Source organism: Corynebacterium sp. (assembly GCF_022712275.1).
Classification (GTDB): Bacteria; Actinomycetota; Actinomycetes; order Mycobacteriales; family Mycobacteriaceae; genus Corynebacterium.
Genome location: NZ_JALAGU010000018.1, coordinates 1 through 15,278, shown reverse-complemented (window position 1 = coordinate 15,278; position 15,278 = coordinate 1). Strand labels below are relative to the sequence as shown.

General features: G+C 65.0%; 13 protein-coding genes. 4 read left to right on the top strand and 9 right to left on the bottom strand.

Features of this window, described 5'->3' with window-relative positions:
• Positions 1 to 53 precede the first annotated feature (53 nt).
• Complete coding sequence (locus tag Q0A27_RS03535; RefSeq protein WP_291473695.1) at positions 54 to 1,370, top strand: UDP-glucose/GDP-mannose dehydrogenase family protein; 1,317 nt, start codon at positions 54 to 56, stop codon at positions 1,368 to 1,370.
• Here the strand turns inward: Q0A27_RS03535 and Q0A27_RS03530 are convergent.
• From Q0A27_RS03530 to Q0A27_RS03505, 6 genes are read right to left on the bottom strand one after another with little or no spacing between them, the layout of a single operon-like run.
• Entirely contained in the window at positions 1,322 to 2,047 is a 726-nt protein-coding gene (locus Q0A27_RS03530; protein ID WP_291473694.1) for a response regulator transcription factor, read from the bottom strand. The genes Q0A27_RS03535 and Q0A27_RS03530 overlap by 49 nt on opposite strands.
• Before the next feature lie 17 nt (positions 2,048 to 2,064).
• On the bottom strand, positions 2,065 to 2,241 hold the full coding sequence (locus Q0A27_RS03525; RefSeq protein ID WP_291473693.1) for a hypothetical protein: 177 nt from the start codon (positions 2,239 to 2,241) through the stop codon (positions 2,065 to 2,067).
• 13 nt (positions 2,242 to 2,254) lie between these two features.
• Positions 2,255 to 3,436, bottom strand: coding sequence for a histidine kinase (locus Q0A27_RS03520; protein ID WP_291473692.1), 1,182 nt, complete (start codon positions 3,434 to 3,436; stop codon positions 2,255 to 2,257).
• A gap of 15 nt (positions 3,437 to 3,451) precedes the next feature.
• Positions 3,452 to 4,699: a pyridoxal phosphate-dependent aminotransferase gene (locus Q0A27_RS03515; protein ID WP_291473691.1), complete on the bottom strand. Its 1,248-nt coding sequence runs from the start codon at positions 4,697 to 4,699 to the stop codon at positions 3,452 to 3,454.
• Positions 4,700 to 4,745: 46 nt separating this feature from the next.
• A complete protein-coding gene (locus Q0A27_RS03510) occupies positions 4,746 to 5,633 on the bottom strand; it encodes a hypothetical protein (RefSeq protein WP_291473690.1) in 888 nt (295 codons plus the stop codon).
• A gap of 60 nt (positions 5,634 to 5,693) precedes the next feature.
• Complete coding sequence (locus tag Q0A27_RS03505; protein ID WP_291473689.1) at positions 5,694 to 6,629, bottom strand: alpha/beta hydrolase; 936 nt, start codon at positions 6,627 to 6,629, stop codon at positions 5,694 to 5,696.
• A 203-nt stretch (positions 6,630 to 6,832) separates the two neighbouring features.
• Between Q0A27_RS03505 and dnaK the strand changes: the two genes are divergently transcribed.
• Complete coding sequence (gene dnaK / locus Q0A27_RS03500) at positions 6,833 to 8,680, top strand: molecular chaperone DnaK (protein WP_291473688.1); 1,848 nt, start codon at positions 6,833 to 6,835, stop codon at positions 8,678 to 8,680.
• Complete coding sequence (grpE, locus tag Q0A27_RS03495; RefSeq protein ID WP_291473687.1) at positions 8,677 to 9,279, top strand: nucleotide exchange factor GrpE; 603 nt, start codon at positions 8,677 to 8,679, stop codon at positions 9,277 to 9,279. Before dnaK ends, grpE begins: the two co-directional genes overlap by 4 nt.
• A 450-nt stretch (positions 9,280 to 9,729) precedes the next feature.
• On the opposite strand, the gene Q0A27_RS03490 is transcribed toward grpE, so the two are convergent.
• The 3 genes from Q0A27_RS03490 to Q0A27_RS03475 all read right to left on the bottom strand — a co-directional run bounded on the left by Q0A27_RS03490 (position 9,730) and on the right by Q0A27_RS03475 (position 14,071).
• Positions 9,730 to 10,506 (bottom strand): SHOCT domain-containing protein, encoded by a 777-nt coding sequence (locus tag Q0A27_RS03490; RefSeq protein WP_291473686.1) that lies wholly within the window; start codon positions 10,504 to 10,506, stop codon positions 9,730 to 9,732.
• An 11-nt stretch (positions 10,507 to 10,517) separates the two neighbouring features.
• Positions 10,518 to 10,943 (bottom strand): hypothetical protein, encoded by a 426-nt coding sequence (locus tag Q0A27_RS03485; RefSeq protein WP_291473685.1) that lies wholly within the window; start codon positions 10,941 to 10,943, stop codon positions 10,518 to 10,520.
• Positions 10,944 to 12,388: 1,445 nt separating this feature from the next.
• A complete protein-coding gene (locus tag Q0A27_RS03475) occupies positions 12,389 to 14,071 on the bottom strand; it encodes a bifunctional NAD(P)/FAD-dependent oxidoreductase/class I SAM-dependent methyltransferase (RefSeq protein ID WP_291473683.1) in 1,683 nt (560 codons plus the stop codon).
• A gap of 82 nt (positions 14,072 to 14,153) precedes the next feature.
• Between Q0A27_RS03475 and Q0A27_RS03470 the strand changes: the two genes are divergently transcribed.
• The gene (locus tag Q0A27_RS03470; protein WP_291473682.1) at positions 14,154 to 14,705 is read left to right on the top strand and encodes a helix-turn-helix domain-containing protein; all 552 of its coding nucleotides are present in this window, start codon (positions 14,154 to 14,156) and stop codon (positions 14,703 to 14,705) included.
• Positions 14,706 to 15,278 lie beyond the last annotated feature (573 nt).

Below are 15,278 nucleotides of genomic sequence, written 5' to 3'. Positions count from 1 at the left end.
TCGCGGAACTGTGCCGTGGCAGCGGCCCGGGACGCCCGTGATAGAACCGGGGTATGAAGATCACCGTCCTCGGTACCGGATACCTCGGGGCCACCCATGCCGCCTGCCTGGCGTCCCTCGGTCATGACGTCCTGGGTGTCGACATCGATCCCGTCCGCGTGGACTCACTGAACGACGGACGCTCCCCGGTCCTGGAGCCGGGACTCGATGACCTGCTCACCGCCGGCCTGAAGGCCGGACGCCTCCACTTCACCACCTCCGTGGCGGAGGCCGCCGTCCATGCCCGGGTGCATTTCCTGTGCGTCGGGACGCCCCAGTCGGCCGACGGTTGGGAGATGGACCTCTCGGCCGTCGACGGTGTCGTCGATGAGCTGGTGGCACACTGCGACGACGGTGACCATCTGATCGTCGGTAAGTCGACGGTCCCCGCCGGCACCGCACAGGGACTTCAGGACCGGACGCCGGAACAGGTGACGGTGTGCTGGAACCCCGAGTTCCTCCGGGAAGGTCACGGCATCGCGGACACCCTGCACCCGGACCGCATCGTCCTCGGTGTTCCGGAGTCGGCCGCCGACGCCGAGGCGACGGTGCGGGAGATCTACGCGGACCTCGGCGACATTCCGTTCCTGGTCACGGATCCGACGACCGCGGAACTGGTCAAGGTCTCCGCCAATGCGTTCCTGGCCACCAAGATCAGCTTCATCAACGCCGTGGCCGACCTCTGCGACGCCACCGGCGGTGACGTCTCCGTGCTCTCGACCGCTCTCGGGCTGGACCCCAGGATCGGGCCCGGGGCGCTGACTGCGGGGCTCGGTTTCGGTGGCGGATGTCTGCCGAAGGATCTCCGGGGTCTCGCGGCACGGGCGGAGCAGGTGGACGCCACATATGCGGCGGACCTGTTCCGGGCGGTCGACGCCGAGAACATGCACCGACGCGACCGCCTCGTCAACCAGGTGGTCGACGTCTGCGGGGGTTCCGTGTCGGGGCGCCGGATCACGGTGCTCGGAGCGTCCTTCAAACCAGGCAGCGACGACATCCGGGAATCCCCGGCGACTGATGTCATCGGGCAACTTGAGGACGCCGGGGCGCTGGTCACCGTGTGCGATCCTGCAGTACCCGGGTACGGCAGGGATGTGTCCGGGGCACTGCGTGGGGCAGAGGTGACGGTGATCGCCACGGACTGGCCGGAGTTCAGGGATCTTGATCCTGCGACAGCCTATGACCTGGTGTCGGTGCCGACCGTCGTCGACGGGCGAAACTGCCTGCCGGTCGACCGGTGGACCGGCGCCGGGTGGGACTACCGCGGAACCGGATGCGGGGCTCAGTCCTCCGGGTGGAACCCGGCCTCGACGGCGAGAACCGCCAACTGAATCCGGGACTCGGTCCCGAACTTCGCCAGCAGGGAGGACACGGCCTTCTTCACGGCACTCGCCGACCGGCCGGTCTCTCGGGCGATTTCGGAGTTCGACAGTCCGGTGCAGATGAGCGCGAGGACGCGCTCCTCGGCAGGCGACAGCCGGGCCAGTCTGGAGGAGGTCTCCGGACGGTCCGGTGCCGGGGCGACCGCAACCGATGTCGCGTCCTCGGGAGACTGACCGTCGGGCGCGGGAAGATGCTGGATCAGCCGGGTGGCCGGCTGCGGGCTGACCACCGTGCCACCGGCGAGTGCCTGGTGGACGGTGTCGATGATGAACTCCGGACGGGAGCTCTTGAGGATGTAGCCCGCGCCGCCGAGGGAGAGGATCGAGAGCATCGTCTCGTCCTCGTCCAGGGCGGTCATGGCGATGAAGACCGGGGGGTTGTCCAGGGAGCGGACCTCCCGGAGCAGTGAGACGCCGTCCATGCCGGGCATGTGGATGTCCGTCATGATGACATCCGCCTCGACGGTCTTCAGCAGGTCCAGTGCGGCGGTACCGTCCGTGGCCTCGCCGACGACCTCGATGGCCGCTGCGGCAGGTGTCGAGAAGTACAGCCGGAGAGACGACATGACCAGGGGGTCATCGTCGACCAGCAGCAGTCGGATCGTGGCGGGGGCGGGCGTGGTCACCGGGGTCTCGGAACCTGTCAGCACCAGGGGTAGTTGTGCTCTCCGCAGGCGAAGACCTGGCCGAGGGACGCCTTGTAGTCTCCGTGGGTCGGGGCGGCGGAGGCGACACCGGTGGTGAGACCGGCGGACAGGCCGACGGTGAGGGCTCCGATGGCGAGACGACGCAGAACGGACTTCCTGTGGGGGGTGTTCATGACTTCTCCTCTGTCAGGGGGTGTCACGGAGAGTGACAGAATCTTCGGGAACGCTGTCAACAATAGGCAAGGTGACTGTGGTTCGCCAGACTTGAGTGTCGCTGTCCTGCGTGATCAGCCCCGCAGTGAGGTGACCCTCGGCAGCGGTGGCACGGGCAGTCATGGAGCCGATGCCCAGATGGGTGGTCAGCGCGGGATCCTTTTCACCGTCGCCGACAGGGGCCACCGGGTTGGTCATGGACACGATGAGCGCGTCATCCGTGGTCCGGCAGCGTATCTTCACCGTGGCGTGGTCGGGGGAGTGTTTCACCGCATTGGAGGTCATTTCGGTGAGGACGCGCGATAGCGTCCGCCGGTCGACCGGTGGTTCACCGGTCCGTGGCAGGGTGATGGTGGAGGTCACCCGGAGGCGGTGGGCCCGTAGCTCACGGGTGGCGGTGGCGAGCCCCGCACGGACAGTGGGCGGCGGTGCGGATTCGGTGGAGTCCGGGCCGGACTGGATCTCGGAATTGAGCAGTCGGAGCATGGTCCGCACCTGTTCCAGGGCTTCCCTCGAGGTCCGGGAGATGTCTTCCAGACCCTCACGGATCTCTGCGTTGTCGTCTCCGGTGGCCGTGAGTTCCAGGGTCTGGGACCGCATGACGACACTGGTCAGGCTGGTGGCGACCGAGTCATGGAGCTCGCGGGCCATGCCCAGTCGCTGGCGCCGTTGACTGTCAGCCAGAGTCCGACGTAAATCGGCGTTGCGGATCTCCTGGGTGAGGCGGTTACGACCGATGAGATGGCCGGTACCCAGGATGGCGAGGACCACCACCAGGACCGCGGGGTCCATATCCACCGTGCCGCCGGTGAAGTCCACCATGGAGAGGGCCGTGTGCACCAGCACCAGTATCAGTCCCGCCGTCGCCAGGCCAGCGGCGGTGACCACCTCGATGATGATGACGATGAAGAAGACGGCATAGGTGCTGGCGTCCTCGGCGACATAGGAGGAGGCCGCGGCGAAGGGGACGGACAGGGCCGCCACGGTCTGTGGCCAGCGCGTGCCCCCGGCGACGAGGAGGACGCCGGCCACTGCGCAGGCCACGGACGCCAGGGTGACGGGTTCGGAGGAGACGGTGAACTCGGTGACCAGCACCAGCACCGCCAGCACCACCTCCGGACCCCCGAAGGGGATCCGTCCTCGCAGCCTGATCACCGCAACCTCCCCCGGTTACTGCTTGTAGCTGGCGAGGAAGTTGCCGAGCCGCTCGATCGCCTCCGCCAGGTCCCGTGCCCACGGCAGGGTGACGACGCGGAAGTGGTCCGGGGTCGGCCAGTTCATGCCGGTGCCCTGGACCAGGTGGATCTTCTCGGCGCGGAGCAGGTCGAACATGAACTGCTCGTCGTCGTGGATCTCGTGGACGTTCGGGTCCAGCTTCGGGAACGCGTAGAGCGCACCCATCGGCTTCACGCAGCTCACCCCCGGGATCTCGTTGAGCTTCTCGTAGGCCACGTTGCGCTGCTCCAGCAGGCGACCGCCGGGGAGCACCAGATCATCGATGGACTGGCGTCCACCCAGCGCGACCTGGATGCCGTACTGGGCGGGCACATTGGCGCACAGGCGGGTCGAGCACAGCAGTTCGATGCCCTCGATGAATCCCCGTGCATGCTCCTTCGGCCCGGTCAGTACCATCCAGCCCGAGCGGAAACCTGCGGCGCGGTATGCCTTTGACAGACCGTTGAAGGTGATGCACAGCAGATCGGGGCACAGGGACGCGGTGTTGATGTGGACGGCGTCATCGTAGAGGATCTTGTCGTAGATCTCGTCGGAGAGCACCAGCAGGGAGTGCTTCCGGGCGACGGCGACGATCCGCTCGAGCACCTCGCGGCTGTACACCGCACCCGTCGGATTGTTCGGGTTGATCACGACGATGGCCTTGGTCCGCGGGGTGACCTTGGACTCGATGTCCTCGATGGACGGGGCCCAGTCGTTCTCCTCGTCGCAGAGATAGTGGACGGCCTTGCCACCGGCGAGCGTGGTCGCCGCGGTCCACAGCGGGTAGTCCGGCGAGGGGATGAGAACCTCGTCGCCGTCATTGAGCATCGCCTGCATGGTCATGGTGATGAGCTCGGAGACACCGTTGCCGAGGTAGACGTCATTGGTGGTGAACGTGGGGAAGTCCGGGATGAGCTCGTAGCGGGTGACGACGGCACGGCGCGCCGAAGGGATGCCCTTGGACTGGGAGTACCCGGCGGCGTAGGGCAGGCCGGCGATCATGTCCTGGACGATGGTGTCCGGGGCGTCGAAGCCGAAGGCGGCGGGGTTGCCGGTGTTGAGCTTGAGGATCCGGTGGCCGTCGGCCTCCATGCGCTCGGCCTCGGCGTTCACCGGGCCACGGATCTCGTAGAGGACATTCTGGAGCTTCGTCGACTGGTCCAGGGGACGAAGCTCCACGGGGTGCTTCGGTGTGGTGCTCATTCGTCCCATCATGCCAGCGTGGGGCTACTGCGTCCGCGATACCCCGCTATTCGGTGGTCTCTCCGCCGGTGTCACCCGTGTCACCTGCGCCACCGGTGTCACCCGTGCCCCCACCGGGGGTGTCGGTGCCCGGGGTGCCGGACTCGTCCGGGTCATCGCCGTCGCCACCCGGGGCACCGGTCTCCGGACCGTTGTCACCGGTGTCCCCGGCTCCGTCGTCGGTGGTGTCCGTCGGGCCGACGTTCTCGTCATTGTCCCAGTCCCCACCGCTGTCGCCGGTGGTTCCGCTGTCCCAGGTCTGGTTGCCGAGACCGTCACTGTAGGGGTCGAACCCGTAGCCCTGGTCCGCGGTCGGCACGTCGGCGGACGGGGAGGACTCCTCGCCGTTCCAGGCCTCGGGACGCTCGTAGTTCGGCTGCACACTGGTCAGCGGGGCGGGGCCGGAGGTTGAGTTGCCGCGCATGAGGGCGGCGGTGACCAGCCCGACCACGACAGCGAGGACTGCGCCGACAACGAGGATCCAGCCCCACGGGGGAATCCGTCGGAAACCGCTGCGCTCATCATCGGTGCCGTCGTCCCCGTCACCCCCGCCGGCCGTGGTCTCGACAGACGCTTCAGCGGCTTCAGCAGGGACCTCAGCCGCCGCCGGGGCAGCCAGGTCCGCGGGCCGGGGACTGTCGTCGCGGATCGCCGGAATGATGCCGGTCATCTCCGGATCGGAGGTGTGGCCGAGCGCCTCCTCGCCGACGACATCGGCGTCGACGACGGAGCCGTCGGTGGCATTGCCGTTGTCGTCCTTGTTCTCCACGACATCGGCGGTGAAGCCGGAGCGGGATGCCGCATCGCCGAAAGAGAACTCCGTGTCCTCGAACGCCGCGGTCTCCCGGGGCCGGTCACCGCCGGAGGGTCGCTGAGGGTCTGAGGGTTCGTTCATCTGATCTCTTCGTTCCGTCGGGCCTGCGTCGGTCTCAAGGGGTACATTGACTGTTCCATACTAGTCAGAGTCGGGGCCCCCGCTAAGCCACGCGATGACTTCCTGGCGCGCGGCCTTTCCCTCGGGGGTCGGTGTCAGCGGGTGGACGTGTACTGCACCGGGGGTCGTCAGGACCTTGTGTTCCACACCGCAGGCGGTCAGTCGTCGGTCGAGGGCGAGGGCTTCCGCGGAGAGGATGTCGCGCGTCCCGGTCCAGATCCTCACCTGGGGGAGGGACGACAGTACGGCGTCCGTCGCCGCCAGCGGACTGACCAACGGGTCCTGCAGGTCACGCCCGCCGGCCCAGGCCTCACCCGCGATCCGGAGTCCCGTCGGGTGCAGCCAGGGATCGTCGTTGACGAGGGTGTCGAGACCAGGGGAGGAGCAGGTGACATCGAGCCAGGGGGCGATCAGTGCGAGCCGTTCAACCGCCGACGCGGCGTCTCTGTGCCCGGTCGTGAGCAACCATCCGAGTGCGAGGCCGCCACCGGCGGAATCTCCGGCGAGCCGCAGCCGGTGCCCGGACTGTTCCGCCTCCGTCGCGGCGTCCCCGATGACGGTGTCCAGCAGGCTGAGCGCGGCATCGGCGTCATGTTCCGGTGCGAGGCCGTAGTCGGGGACGATGACCCGCATCCCCGCGCCGGCGAGATCACTGACCATCCTCCAGTGTCGTTCATCCATGCCGTGGATGTAGCCGCCACCGTGGAGGTAGACGCAGATGTCGAGCGGGGTCTCGCGGGACGCGTCGGTCGCGGGGACGAGGCCGTGCACGGTGAAGGTGCCGCCGGCGGTGGTGACCTCGCTTCTGACCATGTGGTTGACCTGGTAGAGCTCGTGCGGCACCGGTGCAGACTCCCGGGGTGAGGCCATGACCTCACGGGTCTTCTCCCCGGAGGCCCAGGTCCGGTGACGGGTCCGCTTCACGTAGGCGGCGACAAGCTTCATCTGCAGGCTCATGGACTCCGATCGTAGTGGTCGAAAAAAAGTTGAGCGTACCGGGAACAAGTTCGCGGGCTCCGCCGTTGTACCGTATGTCATCAAGTTGAGCCGGACATACTCAACTAGGTTTGACAGTCCGGAGAACCGGGTGCAGACTTGAGCCTGGCTCACTTAACAAACAGTGCAACATCATCAGCACCAACACACAGGAGGACGTCACTATGGGACGCGCAGTGGGAATTGACCTCGGTACCACCAACTCGGTGGTTTCTGTTCTGGAAGGTGGCGAGGCCACCGTCATCGCCAACTCCGAGGGCGCCCGCACCACCCCGTCCGTCGTCGCCTTCGCCAAGAACGGTGAAGTGCTCGTCGGACAGTCGGCCAAGAACCAGGCCGTCACCAACGTCGACCGCACCATCCGCTCCGTCAAGCGCCACATCGGCGACGACGGCTGGACCACCGAGGCGATCGACGACAAGAAGTACACCGCGCAGGAGATCTCCGCGCGTACCCTCCAGAAGCTGAAGAGGGACGCCGAGGCCTACCTCGGTGAGGACGTCACCGACGCCGTCATCACCGTCCCGGCCTACTTCAACGACGCCCAGCGTCAGGCCACCAAGGACGCCGGCCAGATCGCCGGCCTCAACGTCCTGCGTATCGTCAACGAGCCGACTGCCGCCGCCCTGGCCTACGGCCTGGAGAAGGGCGACAAGGAGCAGACCATCCTGGTCTTCGACCTCGGTGGCGGTACTTTCGACGTCTCCCTCCTGGAGATCGGTGACGGTGTCGTGGAGGTGCGCGCCACCTCCGGTGACAACAAGCTCGGTGGCGACGACTGGGACCAGCGCATCGTCGACTGGTTGGTCGAGAAGTTCAAGACCGCCAACGGCGTCGACCTGTCCAAGGACAAGATGGCCCTGCAGCGTCTGCGTGAGGCCGCGGAGAAGGCCAAGATCGAGCTGTCCTCCTCCCAGCAGGCCTCCATCAACCTGCCGTACATCACCGTCGACCAGGACAAGAACCCGCTGTTCCTCGACGAGACCCTGTCCCGCACCGAGTTCCAGCGCATCACCCAGGACCTTCTCGACCGTGCGAAGAAGCCCTTCGCCGCCGTCCTGAAGGACGCCGACGTCAAGGTCGCCGACATCGACCACGTCGTGCTCGTCGGTGGCTCCACCCGAATGCCCGCCGTTTCCGACCTGGTCAAGGACCTGACCGACGGCAAGGAGCCGAACAAGGGTGTCAACCCGGACGAGGTCGTCGCCGTGGGCGCGGCCCTGCAGGCCGGCGTCCTGCGCGGTGAGGTCAAGGACGTGCTGCTCCTCGACGTCACTCCGCTGTCCCTCGGTATCGAGACCAAGGGTGGCGTGATGACCAAGCTCATCGAGCGCAACACCACCATCCCGACCAAGCGGTCCGAGACCTTCACCACCGCCGAGGATTCCCAGCCCTCCGTGCAGATCCAGGTCTTCCAGGGTGAGCGCGAGATGGCCCAGCAGAACAAGCTGCTCGGCTCCTTCGAGCTCGGTGGCATCGCCCCGGCCCCGCGTGGCGTCCCACAGATCGAGGTCACCTTCGATATCGACGCCAACGGCATCGTCCACGTCACCGCCAAGGACAAGGGCACCGGCAAGGAGTCCACCATCACCATCCAGGACGGTTCCGGCCTGTCCCAGGACGAGATCGACCAGATGGTGAAGGACGCCGAGGCACACGCCGAGGAGGACAAGAAGCGCCGCGAGGAGCAGGAGGTCCGCAACTCCGCCGAGTCCATGTCCTACCAGACCCGCAAGTTCCTCGCCGACAACGAGGACAAGGTCTCCGAGGAGACCAAGACCAAGGTCACCGAGGCCGCCGACGCCGTCGACGAGGCTCTCAAGGGCGACGACATCGAGGCCGTCAAGGACTCCGTCGAGAAGCTGTCCGCCGAGAGCCAGGAGATGGGCAAGGCCATCTACGAGGCCGAGGCCGCCAACGCCGAGGGTGCCGAGGGTGCCGAGGGCGCGTCCGCCGACGATGACGTCGTGGATGCCGAGGTTGTCGACGATGCCGAGGATGAGAAGAAGTGACCGAACCCAACCCCGCCGACCCCGGCTCCCCGTCGGAGACCGACGAGGAGTTCACCGAGGCCGCCATGCCCGAGACCACTCCTGAAGAGGACGCCGTGAGCGCTGACGCTTCCGTGCTGGCCGGTGACGAGGACGTCGTCGCCGACACCGCCGACGCCGACATCGACGATTCCGGTGAGCTCTCGGACGCCGAGCAGCAGCTCGCCGAGCGGACTGCCGACCTCCAGCGGATCACCGCGGAGTACGCCAACTACCGCAAGCGCACCGAGCGTGACCGGGTGGGCATCCGTGAGTCCGCGAAGGCCGACGTCGCCGCCCAGCTGATTCCGCTGCGCGATGACCTCACCCTGGCAGAGCAGCACGGTGATCTCACCGGACCGCTCAAGTCCGTGGCCGACAAGCTGGACTCCGTGTTCAGCGGCCTGAAGATCGAGGCCTTCGGTGTCGAGGGCGATACCTTCGACCCGTCGCTCCACGAGGCTGTCCAGGACACCTCCTCGGGCGACGAGAAGGTGCTCGGGACCGTGCTGCGCCAGGGCTTCCGCCTCGGCGAGCGCACCCTGCGCACCGCGATGGTCATCATCGCCGACCCGCAGTAGGCCCCGCTCCACACCAGAGTCCTCACCACCTGAGGTACGTTCCGACTCTCCGGGCGTTCCTCAGGAGGTGAGGACTTTCGCGTTCACGCGTCTTTTCCCGGTATCACACGGTCCACCGCATCCCAACTCACGACAAGAGGCAAACTGATCCACAACCCGGGGTCATGGACCCGACTTGACCAGATCGAGTTCGCAACGATGGAGAACATCGGGTGCTGTAACCCCCGCGGAATCCACGGCGAGCGTAACCGCCGAACACCCGTCGAAGCCGAGCGCGACTACTTCAATCGCGAGACTCTGGCATATATCTCGTGATGACGGTACGGAAGCCTCTGCAAAAACCGGGGCGATTCAGCACCATTCGGGGTTTGGTCCTGTACTCCGATAGGTACAGAAAGACCATTGCGACCGTCATCAGCTGACTGCTGCCAATCTGATGCCTGGATATACCTACTCCTCGTCGAGTAGCTGCAGTTTGGCCTTCTTGAACTCCTCAGCGGAGAGCGCTCCCGATTCGCGCAGTCGTGCCAGACGCTCGAGCTGTTCCGGCAGCGACGCATTGCTGGGTCTTTCTGGGCTGCTCTGTCCCCGGGCACGCGGTCGGGTTGCCTGGATGAGCGTCCATCCGTCGGGAAACTGCCACAAGTGCACCTTATCGCCGTGGACGGGCGCTTCAAACGGCTGGAATACGGCATCGGCGGCGAGACGGTGCGCAACCATCGGGTGGCTCATACCGGGATGCTCAACTGCGAGGACGAAATCGACGATCCCGCCGGATTCCCCGCGGGCCATCCACGTGTCCACGACAGTTCCCGTCACAGAATCGAGGCTGTCCCGGACTCGTGCGTACTGTGCCCGGAAGTGATCGTCCGCAGGTTTCTTGGTGAGAGACTTAATGAATGAGGTCCACAGCGGTAAAAGAAAGAACCAGGGAAACACCAGCCAGACGATGTTCCAGTACCATGGGAAGAAGTTTTCATGGTCCCACGCTTGGACGGTACTGAGGTAAACCCCGGCAACGGTGATCGCAATGATGATCACCGTTCGCAAGATGATTTTTCCCGGACCAGTCCCGGGTCCTACCCATGACTGGGCCCTCGTGGGAAGTTCACCAGCCTCCTGCCCGTAGGGCGTGACGCGCAGCAGTGCACGCGGGTCAGCGAGCCTTTTCGCGCTGAAGATGTCTTCGGCTAGGCGTGAATTGTCCTGATTAGCCTGCTCAGCCACCATCTACCAGCTCACTGCTGCGGTGCGAGGCCGCTGTAGGCGTATTGTCCGGGAAGTTGCGGGTTCTGCATCAGCAGAACCCTGTCTCCGGCACGAGGGATCTGTAGCTTCGGCACGAGCGCCTGCAGTTGCGTCTGTTCACCGCTGTCGAGCGTAACGGTCATATCGACCACGGGATCAAAGTTGATCAGTTTCCCGGTATCCGACAAGGTCAGGACTGTCGCCGGGATCGTGGGCAGCCCCTGATTCTGGAGAGCCGTGGTTGCCTGTGCCTGACGTGCGGTGTCTATTGCCGAGCTCAGTTGGGCTGCGTTGTCAGCGCCCATGAGTCCTTTCATCAGCTTGCCGCTCAGACCCTTGCCTCCGGAGATGTTCTCCGCCCGGCGCATCGCCTTCTCGGTCGGGTCCTCGTTCTTCTTCCGGCTGAACAGCCCCATCAGATCCTCTTTACGTGCCGCGATAGTTAACGAGGGCATAGCCTACCAAGAGTCCGTTGCGAACTGTGTTGTATGTCGCTGTCACGCAACTCAGTGGACTAGGGCGTGTCTCCTAATGCCTTGACCCAGGCGACGATCGCGGCCAGGACAGCAGCTCCTCGGTAAACCACCGCGAGCTTGTCGTTCCTGGTCGCTAGTTGTACTTCCCGGGGAGGTTGTGAACTCGGTCCTGGTCAACAGGGCACGGCTGTGCCTGTGCGACGGGTCGTCCCTCCACCCACGGTTTCCGGTTGTTTCCCGCTGCAGGCGTTGACGACACCCCGTGGGCTTCCCAGCGGCGAGGTGGACGACGTCGAACGGGTCCGTGACCTTGCGTGTGGTAGGCGTGCGGCAGGTAGGGCGTGGTCCACGGTGGTGGCATGCCCGGTGAACCCGTACCACCGGTCACGACCCCGACCGTGTCCCGGAACTGCGGATCCCGCTGGTTCAGCCAGGTCTTCAGAACGTCTGCGGACCGGCCCGGGCGCATGTCGATCAGACGTGCCGGCCCGCGCCTGTCGACCAGTGGGGTCAGGTCCACCAGTACGGTGACCATCGAAGACGGCTGCCCGGGTCGGTGGGTGTGTTCCCACACGTGTTCATCAACACCCCAGAATCGAAGCACAGCCCCCGCACCCCGGCCAGGTGGATGGGATCGGTGTAGACGAGGTTCCGTCCGGCGGTGACTGCGACCTGATTGACCAGTTCCCAACCCGTCCCGAGGGCTTTGGCGGTCGTCGCCACGCTCATCGGCGTCGATGGTGAGGCGTCGGAGAATCCGGCGGGTCACCCGCCGGGTCAGCTTCGCTGCGTCGTCGGCGCAGGTGAGGGAGGACCGGATGATTCTTCTGCTGCTGGAGGGGTTGGTGCAGGTGAAACGTGGAACCCCGACGTGCAGGCGGGTGAGGAACCCCACGGCCGGCAGGTCCACCTACCGTCGGGTCACATGGTCGGGTTTCACTCCGGGGTACCTGCGCCCCGGGCAGGAGTCGGCGACTGCCGGCGGGGCCGCGTCGATGATGGTGATCGTCAATCCGAGTTCCTCGGTGCGGCGTGAAAAGCGTCGGCGACGAGGTTCGGGGCAGGAGTGGGAAGTGACGGTAGGTTCAGACATGGATCCTGGAGCGGCTGGATGGATGCTGAAGGCACCATCATCCTGTCACTGCAGGGTCCTTCTACGGTCCCGGCCCAGCCCCTACATGTTGTGGTGGCCCGCTCCAAGGGCTTCACTACCGCTACACACTCCCTATCCGGAAGAGCCAATAAACGGCCCCCGGCGGCAACCGGAACCCGCTCCACGCCGCAGGACCAAGAAACACCGGGAAAGTAGGAGAGGTCTTGCGGCGAGCTCACCCCCAGATGTTTCTGCCTGCACTGCCACTGCGTGCGCCTGGATGCTGGTCAGCTCACCGGTGATCTGACCCGGATGACCTTCGTGCGCGAAGGACGAGATCGTTCGTATGATGAGTGGACGTCGCCCCCGTAGGGCGCTCTCGGCATTCGTTGACTTCAATGACCCACTCCGCCGAAGCGGACAGAACCTTCACGAAATCTCCGGTACTCACGAAGGCGTCATGATCGAAGGGAGAAGTGAACTGCGTATCACCGTGCACGTGAGTTCCAGGGATGCCGCTGACATCGTGGTTGATGATCAGTAGTTGTCCGCCGGGTGCCACCGCGTCAAGGAGGTTCGCGGTCCCACGCCTGTCCGGAGTGCGTGGGATCGACGCATAGGACGCGGTGACCAGATCGTACCGATGGCCGGCAAAAGGATTCACCGCGTTAGCATCGGCATGCAGGGTTTCTACCGGTAGGTTCCGCCGCTGCGCTTCGGCGCGTACGCGTTCAAGAGCTCTGTCCGAGATGTCGCTGGCAGTGACTTTCCAGCCTCGTTCTGCTAGCCAGAAGGCGTCACCTCCTTCTCCGGAACCGATGTCTAAGGCGCTTCCCGGGGGTATGCCCGAAACTTCGGCTACGACCGACCCGTTGGGGTTGCCGCTCCACTGGAGATTGCCACTGTAACGAGTGTCCCAATCCGCAGCGTGCGCGACAGGTCGGATGCCGGTAGAAAGATCCTCTTTCGCCAGGTCCATGCTGACCATCGCACCAACCTGTGCTCCCGAGGCCGCAGCAGGCAGTACCTGGAGTGCGGGCGCCGTAAGTGTTCCGGTTGCATATAGGCCTGGTACAGCGGTTGAGCCGGTGACGGCGTCTGCCTCGATATAGCTTCCGATGCCGCTAGGATGCTCGCTAGTGGCCAGGCCGAGACGCTTAAAGGGCGCCACCTGAGCATGTAAGCGGGGTCCGACGAAGATAGTGTCGGCACTGATTTCTCTGCCGTCAGAGAGAAGCAGTCCACGCAACTTCCCTTCCTCGTCATTGAGGATACGTTCAGCTGATGACACGATCACCTGAACCCCCACTGTTCTGAAATCAGACAGGAGCTCTTCGCCGCCCAGGACGCTTGCGTCAACCACAATGGTGAGCCTCTCGGTGAGCTGACGCAGGAGAGGAAGGGCGTGCAGTCCTGCTGGCGATGTCAGGAGGGCGACGATGCGCCGTCCCCTCGATTCATAGCCGTGGCAGAAAGGGCAGTGGATCACTGAGGCCCCCCAGTGTTCCGCCAGGCCGGGGATCGCAGGAAGCTCATCAGCCACGCCTGTCGCTGCGATGACACGGCGGGCGATGATGACGTGGCCACCTGACAGGCTAACGCGAAAACCAACGGAGTCGCGAGCGACATCAACAGCGGTTCCTTCCAGGATCTCTGCACCATAGGAACGCACCTCGGTGCGGGCGATTGTCAGGAAATCTGACGGGGAGCGACCTTCGTGGCCGAGATAGCTGTGCATCGCGGAAGCGGGAGCGTTGCGCGGCCTGTACCCGTCGACCACGATGATGGAGCGACCTTGACGGGACAACTGCAGGGCGGCCGCTAGGCCCGCCGCGGATCCACCGATGACGGCGACATCGGCATGCCGGGAAACGCCAGGACCGGTGGCGCTTGAGAGAGAAGCCGGGTCAGCGCTGTACTGGCGGGTTGGCTCAGAGCTGAACGGGATTCTGGACGACTGAAATGCTGAGGGCATGCGTCGACTGTAGCGCCTCTTGCCGCTATCGCATACAGTGTTGCACTATTAGCAATAGTGGCAGCTCGCAAATGAGGAACCCGTGACCGACTTTGAACTGATCGTGCGCACTCGGCTGCGCAGCCTGCGGCAGTCCCAGTCGCTGTCGTTAGCCGAACTTGCCAGTCTTGCCCACCTCAGCGCTTCGACCATCAGCAGGATCGAGACCGGTAAGCGAACGATCAGCCTGGACATACTTGTCCCGCTGGCCCGAGCCCTCGGTACCAACGTTGACACTCTGCTCACCCATGACATTGACGAAGACGTCGTAATCCGGGCTGAGCCGAGTCACGAAGACTCACGTACTACGTGGATGCTATCTAAGACGACAGGTAGCGTAAGGGCGCTCAAGGTTCGACTCGAGCCCAGCAGGAGGATCCCCGAACAGAAGGTGCACCCCGGCCATGACTGGTTCTTCGTGCTGGAGGGAAGAGTCTGTCTCTACCTCGGAGAGCGTGCGATCATCGTCGAGAAGGGCGAGGCTGCCGAGTTTCAGACGATGACTCCGCACACTTTCGTAGCCGAAGGAGGGCCTGCGGAGATGCTCATGGTGTTCGGTGAAGAAGGCCACATTGTGCATCGCTACGAGGAATGACGAAGCGACGATGAGCCATCCACATCCGCGAACTTCGGGCCTGGCCCGACGTTCGTTGGGTGGGCACGCGATGTAGCGGGACCCGTCCCGCACGAGAGGATGTCACCATGGCCGGGAGGACCCCCGGCAAACGACTCCGGAGACGCACCATCGCCGAGGTCGCCCGGGAGCTGGGTGTCGGTTCCCAGTCGTTGGGCAAGTGGGTCGCCGCCGTATGGGCCACCGGGTCCGGCGGACCGACCGGGGAACTGACCCTGGATGAACGCGCAGAGCTCAAGGCCCTGCGCTTTCAGGTCGCCGAGTTGCACAAGGACAACGAGTTCCTGGGAAGAGCAGCAGCCTTGTCGGCGAGCTTTTGCCAACGTCTGACGAACGGCAGGAACTGGGCACCAGGGTCGGGAAGGTCTTCGCCGGGTCCGATGACGTCTACGGGGGGTTTTCCGGGGCCGTGCGCAGCTCGCCCGGGAGGGCACTGAGGTCACCGTGAAGACCGTGGCGACATTGATGCTGCGCCAGGGCCTGGGGGCATCAGCGGAAGGAAAAGTCCACCCCGGTGACCACGATTCCCGGTGT

Excerpts from the sequence above, each read along its gene's own strand:
- Q0A27_RS03505 (WP_291473689.1), bottom strand. The coding sequence starts at position 6,629 with ATGAGCCTGCAGATGAAGCTTGTCGCCGCCTACGTGAAGCGGACCCGT.
- dnaK (WP_291473688.1), top strand. The coding sequence starts at position 6,833 with ATGGGACGCGCAGTGGGAATTGACCTCGGTACCACCAACTCGGTGGTT.
- Q0A27_RS03515 (WP_291473691.1), bottom strand. The coding sequence starts at position 4,699 with ATGAGCACCACACCGAAGCACCCCGTGGAGCTTCGTCCCCTGGACCAG.
- Q0A27_RS03510 (WP_291473690.1), bottom strand. The coding sequence starts at position 5,633 with ATGAACGAACCCTCAGACCCTCAGCGACCCTCCGGCGGTGACCGGCCC.
- Q0A27_RS03535 (WP_291473695.1), top strand. The coding sequence starts at position 54 with ATGAAGATCACCGTCCTCGGTACCGGATACCTCGGGGCCACCCATGCC.
- Q0A27_RS03525 (WP_291473693.1), bottom strand. The coding sequence starts at position 2,241 with ATGAACACCCCCCACAGGAAGTCCGTTCTGCGTCGTCTCGCCATCGGA.
- Q0A27_RS03475 (WP_291473683.1), bottom strand. The coding sequence starts at position 14,071 with ATGCCCTCAGCATTTCAGTCGTCCAGAATCCCGTTCAGCTCTGAGCCA.
- Q0A27_RS03485 (WP_291473685.1), bottom strand. The coding sequence starts at position 10,943 with ATGGGGCTGTTCAGCCGGAAGAAGAACGAGGACCCGACCGAGAAGGCG.